The 5,941-nt window shown below is 65.3% G+C and carries 6 protein-coding genes and 1 pseudogene; 2 read left to right on the plus strand and 5 right to left on the minus strand.

Annotated elements, in window-relative coordinates; translation table 11 throughout:
* A pseudogene (locus ACFQEU_RS10185) lies at positions 1 to 300 on the plus strand (epimerase); the annotation flags it as partial.
* A 510-nt stretch (positions 301 to 810) separates the two neighbouring features.
* On the opposite strand, the gene ACFQEU_RS10190 reads toward ACFQEU_RS10185, so the two are convergent.
* The 3 genes from ACFQEU_RS10190 to ACFQEU_RS10200 form a co-directional block, all read right to left on the minus strand.
* Entirely contained in the window at positions 811 to 1,905 is a 1,095-nt protein-coding gene (locus ACFQEU_RS10190) for a putative sulfate/molybdate transporter (RefSeq protein WP_379781789.1), read from the minus strand.
* 188 nt (positions 1,906 to 2,093) lie between these two features.
* Positions 2,094 to 2,843, minus strand: coding sequence for a GNAT family N-acetyltransferase (locus tag ACFQEU_RS10195; RefSeq protein WP_379781779.1), 750 nt, complete (start codon positions 2,841 to 2,843; stop codon positions 2,094 to 2,096).
* Positions 2,844 to 2,922: 79 nt separating this feature from the next.
* On the minus strand, positions 2,923 to 3,195 hold the full coding sequence (locus tag ACFQEU_RS10200; protein ID WP_379781781.1) for a cytochrome C oxidase subunit IV family protein: 273 nt from the start codon (positions 3,193 to 3,195) through the stop codon (positions 2,923 to 2,925).
* Positions 3,196 to 3,413: 218 nt separating this feature from the next.
* Here ACFQEU_RS10200 and ACFQEU_RS10205 point away from each other — a divergent pair, with 218 nt between their 5' ends.
* On the plus strand, positions 3,414 to 3,932 hold the full coding sequence (locus ACFQEU_RS10205; protein ID WP_379781783.1) for a hypothetical protein: 519 nt from the start codon (positions 3,414 to 3,416) through the stop codon (positions 3,930 to 3,932).
* 58 nt (positions 3,933 to 3,990) lie between these two features.
* Here ACFQEU_RS10205 and ACFQEU_RS10210 read toward each other — a convergent pair whose 3' ends face one another.
* Positions 3,991 to 4,944: a ring-cleaving dioxygenase gene (locus ACFQEU_RS10210; protein WP_379781785.1), complete on the minus strand. Its 954-nt coding sequence runs from the start codon at positions 4,942 to 4,944 to the stop codon at positions 3,991 to 3,993.
* A 129-nt stretch (positions 4,945 to 5,073) separates the two neighbouring features.
* Positions 5,074 to 5,595, minus strand: coding sequence for a halocyanin domain-containing protein (locus ACFQEU_RS10215; protein ID WP_379781787.1), 522 nt, complete (start codon positions 5,593 to 5,595; stop codon positions 5,074 to 5,076).
* Positions 5,596 to 5,941 lie beyond the last annotated feature (346 nt).

Below are 5,941 nucleotides of genomic sequence, written 5' to 3' on the forward strand. Positions count from 1 at the left end.
TTGGAAGAGACGCTCGAAACGATCGCCGACGCCGCCGGCACCGAGGTGACGGCCGTCCCCGCCAGCGAGGACGCGCTCGCCGCCGGGGACCTCGCGCCCGACGACTTCGTGTTGTACCGCGAGTACCCGCACCTGCTCGACACCTGTGCGCTCGCCGACCTCGGCTGGGAGTCGACCCCCGTCGACGAGGCGATGGCGCGAACCGTCGCCGAACACAGGGAGTCCGACCGCGACGGGAGCGAGTGGGACCCCGGACGCGACGCCGAGGAGCGCGTGCTCGGCGTGAAGGACACCTTATAAATCCCCGATCGAATGTAACCCTCCGATCGATTTTAATTCCCTCGACCGAATTCGAGGCCGTGGATCCGGGTTCGGGTCCTGCGGATCCCGGTCTCAGGTTTATATAGTATATTCATATACATATATGCGTGCTCGGTGCGGTCGGCGCGTGCCTACGAGCGCCCTGATAGGGCGCGAGTCGCACGCGCGAGGGATGCAGCGGTCGCTTATAAGCGACCGCTGCGAGGCTGGGGAGGCATGAGGTTCGGTTGCGGGACGGTCCCCGAGCGACCGGAACGACGCGTCGGACGCGACCCGTTCCACAGCGGCAGGTTCCAGCTGACAGCGAACCCGCTCGATCGTATATAAGTGGCCGGCGCTGTTGAGACGCCGAAACGGAGGGCGGGTTCACACGTCGTGTTGTGTAGGGAGACGAGTACGACACGTGGTGAGCAGTGGATTCCGATCAGTGCCCGTGAGTCACTGATCCGCTCCAGTAACTGGGCGGGAGATCCTGCCAATGAGCGCCGGTCAAGTGTGTTTTCGCCGCTGTAAAACGTGATACCCGATCAGCCCAGCCACGAACGCGACACCCAGATCGAACAGCAGGCCAACTACCCCGACAGTGATCACGAAGACGTACTCATCAGTCTGATCGAGACTCGTTCGGCCCAGCTGAACCGCGATTACGACGAGGATCACCCCCAGCATGGCGAGCGGATAGGCAGCGACGAGGCCGACACCGAGCACCGCCGCAGTCACGTAGCCCACCCCGAGAATGACGTTTGCCCCGGCCGTCCGAGCACCGAAGGCATACTTTCCAGCGACCCCGCCGCTTCCATGACACATCGGGAACGCGCCGAACGGAATCGCTGACAGATTCATCACACCCATACTCGTCGAGAGTTCGTCAGCGGAGATGTCGCGCTTGAAGTAATCCGAGAGCAACACCGACGTTGCTAGCGCCGCGTTTCCCAGCGTCATTGCCAGTTGCGCAACGGCGGCCTCCGCCGTGGCGAACGTCAGGTCCGTCCAGCCAAAGAGTAACATGCCGTCGGTCGTCGGAAGTCTCGGTGATGGGAGGCCGGTCCGGAACGTCGCGATCCCGCCCCCGATCAAGAGGACCACCACCGGGCTCAGATTCCAATAGCCGAGTCCAATCACCCCGAGTGCGATCAGCGCGGCGAGTACCGCCAGCCGGGGGTCGGCGAACCCGAGCTGAACCCCTGTTTCCAGTAACACCAACGCGACACCGAGTTGGACCCCGCGAACAACTGGCGAACCGATCGCGTCACCCAGACGCTCGAGAGCTCCAGTATAGCCAGCGACGAGCAGTATCAGTCCAAGCAGAAGGCCAGCGACGAGTAGTTCCCCGGTGGAAATCGCTCCAGCGATAATGAGTGCCGCCAACGCCTTCATTGGCTCGACCGAGATCGGCACACCGTAGTAGAGTCCCCAGATGATCTGACAGATTCCGAACCAAATGAGCATCACAGCTAGCGAGAGTTCGGTCAACGCTGCTATCGCCACGATGAGTGGAAGAACCGTAACTGAATCCCCTATCGCGCCGGTCACCTCGTTCCAGCCAATGGTGAGGACCGTTCCGCTTCGGGATTCGACTGAGATCCCCACAGTACTCGTTTATACCCAAGATTGAAAAGTCGTATGAGTGCCTAGATTCACTTTGAATACGTGCGATGCGAGACTACTATCGGTTACACCATCAGTGATAGTCTCGCCGATCTCGGCGGCGGTACGCGCTTAGAACCGATCCGCTGGATGCCGGCCTCGGGACCTGGCCCCCGCGCTCACGCTCAGTACGCCGCGTCCCACCGCGACGGTTTCCGGCGGTTCTCGCAGCTCAGACACTCGACGGCGTCCATCGTGTCGATCGCGACATCGGCGCTCTCGCAGTTGCCACAGAAGTAGCCGTACCGGTCTTCGTGGCTCTCGTCGGCGTATGCGGCGTAGAACGGGGCGTCAGACCCGCGCTCGCTCTCGTCGTAGGCGACGTAGACGGTGTCGCCGTCGCCCGTCTCGTAGATCGCCTCGCGGACGCTCCCGGTCTGCCCGATCCGCTTGCGGTAGAGCCGCTCCTCGAAGGACTCCTCGCCGATGTCGACGACGCGCTCGCCGGAGCGGTCGTACCCCTCGCGCTCGTAGAAGGCGGTTCCGGCCTCGTTGTCGACGAGCACTTTCCCCTCGATGCTGTCGACGTCGCGCTCGCGGAGCTCGGCCTCGACGCGTTCGAGCAGGGCGGAGCCGATCCCCGAGTCGCGGTGGTCGGGATGGACGTGGAGCCAGTCGATCTCGCCGACCCGCTCGCGGCGGTCCACCACGTAGCTCTCCGCGAACGCGACGACCCCGCCGTCGACGACCGCCACCGGACAGACGGTGTCCGGATCGGCGATGTCGTCGCCGACATCGGCCGCGCCGTACCAGTTCTCGACGGCCCCCGCCAACACGCCCTCGTCGACGGCGTGGCCGTATGAGGCGGTCAGCGACGCCAGTGCTACATCGCGGATCGATTCGACGTCGTCAGCGGTCGCGGCTCGCAAGTCCATGTATCGACGTTCCCGCCCGAGTACAAAAAGTTCCGCGCCGGGGTCGAGGCCGGGACCGGGACGCGGACTGCCGGAGGCGTTAGGAGATGGAGTACGCCGCGGCAGCCATCAACAAGAGGGCCAGCGCAAGTGCGAGGCTCATCAGGTAAGTGAGCGAGCGGTTCTCCCACCGGAGGTGCTGGAAGTACGCGACGATGAGGACGGACTTGATCGCTGCGGCGACCATCGTCCCGGCGAACGCTTGCCCGTAGGTGAAGAACTGGTCGAACTCGAAGAAGATGAACTTCGAGGCCGCCAGCACCAACAGGGCGACGTAGATCGCCGTGTACAGTTTGAGGTGGTCGGACGCCATCGTTGAGTGGGAGTTGGTTCGGGCACTTATAGAAGTATCCATCCGGATGAGGAGACGTATCTACCCGGACGAGCGGCGTATCGGACGCGACGAACGAGGGTGGAGAGCAGCACAGCGCGCGCCGCCAGCGTCGCCGTGGTGCCCGGACGAAACGCCTATCCGCGCGGCCCGCCGACCGGCGACCGGTCACGGCTGCGTCCGCGACCGGGGAATACACCGTGGATCCGCTCGAACCCGACGACGACCTGCTCGAGTCGCTGTACGTCATCAACAAGGTCGCCAAACGACTCGCCGACGAGGCGAGCGACGCGTACGACCGCGGAGACGTCACGCGGAGCAACGTCAGTTCGGCTCGGAAGGACGCGCTGTATCGGACGAAAACGACCGTCCTCAACCGGATCGTCGCTCACGATCCCTCCCTCGTTGAGGGCGAGTACCACGCGATCAACGGGGACGTCTGGCTGCTGCTCAGGGTGAACGGCTGGGCGTTCCACCAGCCCCCGTACGCGTTCGGGAGCGAGCTGACGGACCGGATCGAACTGGTCAACGATCCCGACGAGCCGCTAGACGTTCCCTACGTCCGGGAGTCCGCTGTTGAGCGGTCGGGCCGGTCGTTGGAGACTGCCCTCGTCGGCCTCGCGGACCGGGGCGTCGACGCTAACGACCACCTGGCACGGCCGACGATAAGCGGCGAGCGCGACCAGCTCGTCGACGTGCGCTGGTCCTGTCTCCGGTGATCCGGGGATCGATGAGGGGTAGCGACTCGCAGCGGTCCCTCCGGTTCCGTCGATTCCCTCACTCCGCCGCGGGCGTGGCCGAGTAGAGGTCCGGTAGACCCGCCTCGATCTCCTCGCGTCGGCCCTCCAGCCACTCGGGCAACACGAGCGACTCGCCCAGGGTGGCGCGGGGTTCGTCGACGTCGTAGCCGGGCTCCGCCGTGGCGAACTCGAAGAGGACGCCGCCGCGGGTCCGGGCGTACACGGAGCGGAACCACTTGCGGTCGATGACCTGGCTCGGCCGGAGCCCGTGCTCCTGTACCAGCTCGCGCCACGCGTCTTGCTCCTCGTCGGTCACGCGGTAGGCGACGTGATGGACGGTGCCCGCGCCGGGGCTGCCAGCTGGCGTCGCCGGATCGGTCACCACGTCGACGACGAACCCGATATCGCCGTGGGTCTCGAAACGCCGTCGATGGCTGGCCTCGTCCCGCTCGGTCTCCGTGTACCCCATCGCTTCCAGCAGCTCCACGGTCGCGTCGGCGTCCGACAGCGAGAGCTCGATCGCGAAGAACCCGCGGATCGCGTGGGTTTCGGGGACGGGGCCGGCCGGAGGATCGCCAGCTGGAGCGTCCGCCCGGGCCACGAGCTCGAGCGGGAGGCCGTCAGGGTCCTCGAACGCGACGACGGTGTCGCCGAAGCGGTCGATCGTCTCGACATCGAGTCCCTGTTCGCCGAGGCGATCAGTCCAGTAATCGACCGAATCCTCTGGGATCGTGAACGAAACCGCCGAGGCCTGTCCCGCGCCGACGCGGCCGGATCGGGCACCGACGTAGGGGAAGAAGGTCATGCTGGTGCCGGGGCTGCCGGCATCGTCGGCGTAAAACAGGTGATACACGCCGACGTCGTCCTGGTTCACGCTCCGTTTGACGAGTCGAAGCCCGAGCGTTTCTGTGTAGAACGCGTGGTTCGCGGTCGGGTCGCTCGCAATGGCGGTCACGTGGTGGAGCCCGGGCGTTTCGAGTGAGTCGGTCATACCACCGACTACGCGCCGCGGGTACTTGTACACGCACGAACAGGAACCGAACCGGCTGACGCCGGTGTTACCGGGTCGAGGCCGCTTCGTGTCCGAGGAACGACTGCCGGGTCGAGCGGCCGGTGTTCCTCAGTCGACGACCTCGATCGCGCCGAGCATCCCGTTGGCGACGTGGGGCGTACACTCGTACAGCTGGATCCCGTCGTCGTCGAAGGATTGCTCGAACACCTCGTCGGCGTCGTCGACCTCGTCGCCGCTGTCGAAGTCGGAGCTGGACTCCTCGACTGACCGGACGTTGTGCGCGCCGCCCTCGCCGGTCCACTCCCAGCGGACGGTCGTCCCCGAGTCGATACGGATCGCCGGCGGGTCGAACGCGAACCCGATGTCGCCGCCGCCGACCGCGACGACGACCTCGTCCTCACCGGTGTGGTCCTCGATGGTACCGTCGTACAGCTGCGCGTCGGCGAGGTACTCGTCGATGGCGTCCGGCACGTCCGCCGCGCCGTCGTCTCCGTTGTCGTCGGTCGCGCCGTCGTCCCCGTCGTCCGGGTCCTCCGGCTCCTCTTCGTCGGCACACCCCGCGAGCGCGCCGAGAGTCAGTGCCGCGCCGGTGCCGGCGACGTACCGCCGTCTGGAGAGTCTTTGTGACATCACACTACCGTACGGTTCGAAGACATACAAACCCCGTGATTCCGGAACGGAACCATCGCAAAAATCCGTGAAGAACACACTACCGAAGCGAAGTAAAATACGTGTTGTAGTATCTCATAAAGAGTTAAAACGATCCCGTTCGACCGTGAAATACGGGACGCGAGTCCATCACACACATGCCTGACAGACACGACAGCGGTCACGATCCGAACGGGAGCGGGTACGACCTCCGCCGACGGTCCGTGTTGGGCGGGATCGCCGGGATGGGGCTCCTCGGCGCGGCGCTCGGTCCGGGAAGGGGAGCGGGCGCGGCTGGAGGGGGTGCGGGCGATGGGAGGCCGGTCGG

It is taken from the genome of Halorubrum tibetense, assembly GCF_042661865.1.
Classification (GTDB): domain Archaea; phylum Halobacteriota; class Halobacteria; order Halobacteriales; family Haloferacaceae; genus Halorubrum; species Halorubrum tibetense.